Annotated in this window: 2 rRNA genes (1 of these 2 cut by a window edge); both read right to left on the bottom strand. The window is 51.1% G+C overall.

The annotated features are described in order from the left end of the window. Positions 1-10: 10 nt before the first annotated feature. Positions 11-123: ribosomal RNA gene (gene rrf / locus PO605_RS30595) — 5S ribosomal RNA — on the bottom strand. Between the two features lie 125 nt (positions 124-248). Beyond that, positions 249-2984: ribosomal RNA gene (locus PO605_RS30590) — 23S ribosomal RNA — on the bottom strand (it continues 140 nt past the right edge of the window).

Below are 2984 nucleotides of genomic sequence, written 5' to 3'. Positions count from 1 at the left end.
GGCTGTAAGAGCCTGACGATGACCTACTTTCACACGGGAACCCGCACTATCATCGGCGCAAAGTCGTTTCACTGTCCTGTTCGGGATGGGAAGGAGTGGTACCAACTTGCTATGGTCATCAGGCATAACTTGTTGTCATGCTGCTCTTGTGAGCAACACAACGAATTCATAGAGTCTGTAATCAGCTTTGTATTTTGACTGCGCCTTACCTGGCATAACCACCTTCGATGAAACGTCATCAAAGTTATAGGGTCAAGCCTCACGAGCAATTAGTACTGGTTAGCTTAACGCATTACTGCGCTTCCACACCCAGCCTATCAACGTCCTGGTCTTGAACGACTCTTCAGGGGGCTCAAGGCCCCGGCAGATCTCATCTTGAAACGAGTTTCCCGCTTAGATGCTTTCAGCGGTTATCTCTTCCACACTTAGCTACTCGGCAATGCCACTGGCGTGACAACCGATACACCAGAGGTGTGTCCACTCCGGTCCTCTCGTACTAGGAGCAGGCTTCCTCAAATCTGCAGCGCCCACGGAAGATAGGGACCAAACTGTCTCACGACGTTTTAAACCCAGCTCACGTACCTCTTTAAATGGCGAACAGCCATACCCTTGGGACCGACTACAGCCCCAGGATGAGATGAGCCGACATCGAGGTGCCAAACACCGCCGTCGATATGAACTCTTGGGCGGTATCAGCCTGTTATCCCCAGAGTACCTTTTATCCGTTGAGCGATGGCCCTTCCATACAGAACCACCGGATCACTATGTCCTGCTTTCGCATCTGCTCGACTTGTCAGTCTCGCAGTTAAGCACGCTTATGCCATTGCACTATCGTCACGATGTCCGACCGTAACTAGCGTACCTTCGAACTCCTCCGTTACGCTTTGGGAGGAGACCGCCCCAGTCAAACTGCCTACCATGCACTGTCCCCGATCCCGATAAGGGACCTGGGTTAGAACCTCAAACGCACCAGGGTGGTATTTCAACGTCGGCTCCATGAGAACTAGCGTCCTCACTTCAAAGCCTCCCACCTATCCTACACAGATCCGTTCAAAATCCAATACAAAGCTACAGTAAAGGTTCATGGGGTCTTTCCGTCTTTCCGCGGGGAGATTGCATCATCACAAACATTTCAACTTCGCTGAGTCTCTGGAGGAGACAGTGTGGCCATCGTTACGCCATTCGTGCAGGTCGGAACTTACCCGACAAGGAATTTCGCTACCTTAGGACCGTTATAGTTACGGCCGCCGTTTACTGGGACTTCAATCAAGAGCTTGCACCCCATCATTTAATCTTCCAGCACCGGGCAGGCGTCACACCCTATACGTCCACTTTCGTGTTTGCAGAGTGCTGTGTTTTTATTAAACAGTCGCAGCCACCGATTTTTTGCAACCGCTTTGGGCTCCCTTTGTACAAGTTCACCTACTTGCGGCATACCTTCTCCCGAAGTTACGGTATCAATTTGCCGAGTTCCTTCTCCAGAGTTCTCTCAAGCGCCTTAGAATACTCATCTCGCGCACCAGTGTCGGTTTGCGGTACGGTCGTGTGTAGCTGAAGCTTAGTGGCTTTTCCTGGAAGCAGGGTATCACTCACTTCGTCTGCAAGCAGACTCGTTATCACCCCTCATCTAAGCCCGGCGGATTTGCCTACCAGGCACGACTACAGGCTTGAACCAACATATCCAACAGTTGGCTGAGCTAACCTTCTCCGTCCCCACATCGCACTACACATCGGTACAGGAATATTGACCTGTTTCCCATCAGCTACGCATCTCTGCCTCGCCTTAGGGGCCGACTCACCCTACGCCGATGAACGTTGCGTAGGAAACCTTGCGCTTACGGCGAGGGGGCTTTTCACCCCCTTTAACGCTACTCATGTCAGCATTCGCACTTCTGATACCTCCAGCACCCGTTACCAGGCACCTTCACAGGCTTACAGAACGCTCTCCTACCACTTGCAATAAATTGCAAATCCGCAGCTTCGGTAACTGGCTTAGCCCCGTTACATCTTCCGCGCAGGACGACTCGATCAGTGAGCTATTACGCTTTCTTTAAATGATGGCTGCTTCTAAGCCAACATCCTGACTGTTTTAGCCTTCCCACTTCGTTTCCCACTTAGCCAATTTTAGGGACCTTAGCTGGCGGTCTGGGTTGTTTCCCTCTTGAGTCCGGACGTTAGCACCCGGTGCTCTGTCTCCCAAGCTGTACTCTGCGGTATTCGGAGTTTGCATAGGTTTGGTAAGTCGCCATGACCCCCTAGCCTAAACAGTGCTCTACCCCCGCAGGTAATACTTGAGGCACTACCTAAATAGTTTTCGGAGAGAACCAGCTATTTCCAAGTTTGTTTAGCCTTTCACCCCTATCCACAGCTCATCCGCTAGTTTTGCAACACTAGTCGGTTCGGACCTCCAGTACCTGTTACGGCACCTTCATCCTGGCCATGGATAGATCACTTGGTTTCGGGTCTACACCCAGCGACTGGACGCCCTATTCGGACTCGATTTCTCTACGGCTCCCCTATTCGGTTAACCTTGCCACTGAATGTAAGTCGCTGACCCATTATACAAAAGGTACGCAGTCACCCTTGCGGGCTCCTACTTTTTGTAAGCATGCGGTTTCAGGATCTATTTCACTCCCCTCCCGGGGTTCTTTTCGCCTTTCCCTCACGGTACTGGTTCACTATCGGTCGATGATGAGTATTTAGCCTTGGAGGATGGTCCCCCCATATTCAGACAGGGTTTCTCGTGCCCCGCCCTACTTTTCTCTAGCTCAGTACCACCAGTCGGTTTTCACATACAGGGCTATCACCTACTATGGCCGGACTTTCCATTCCGTTTTGTTAACCGTCTGACTATCACTAGAAGGCTGTTCCGATTTCGCTCGCCACTACTTTCGGAATCTCGGTTGATGTCTTTTCCTCTGGGTACTTAGATGTTTCAGTTCTCCAGGTTCGCCTCGCATACCTATGTATTCAGTATGCGATAC

The sequence above is a fragment of the Delftia sp. DT-2 genome (assembly GCF_028401915.1).
In the GTDB taxonomy this organism is placed as follows: Bacteria; Pseudomonadota; Gammaproteobacteria; order Burkholderiales; family Burkholderiaceae_C; genus Comamonas; species Comamonas tsuruhatensis.
This window is presented reverse-complemented; position numbering and strand designations above follow the sequence as displayed.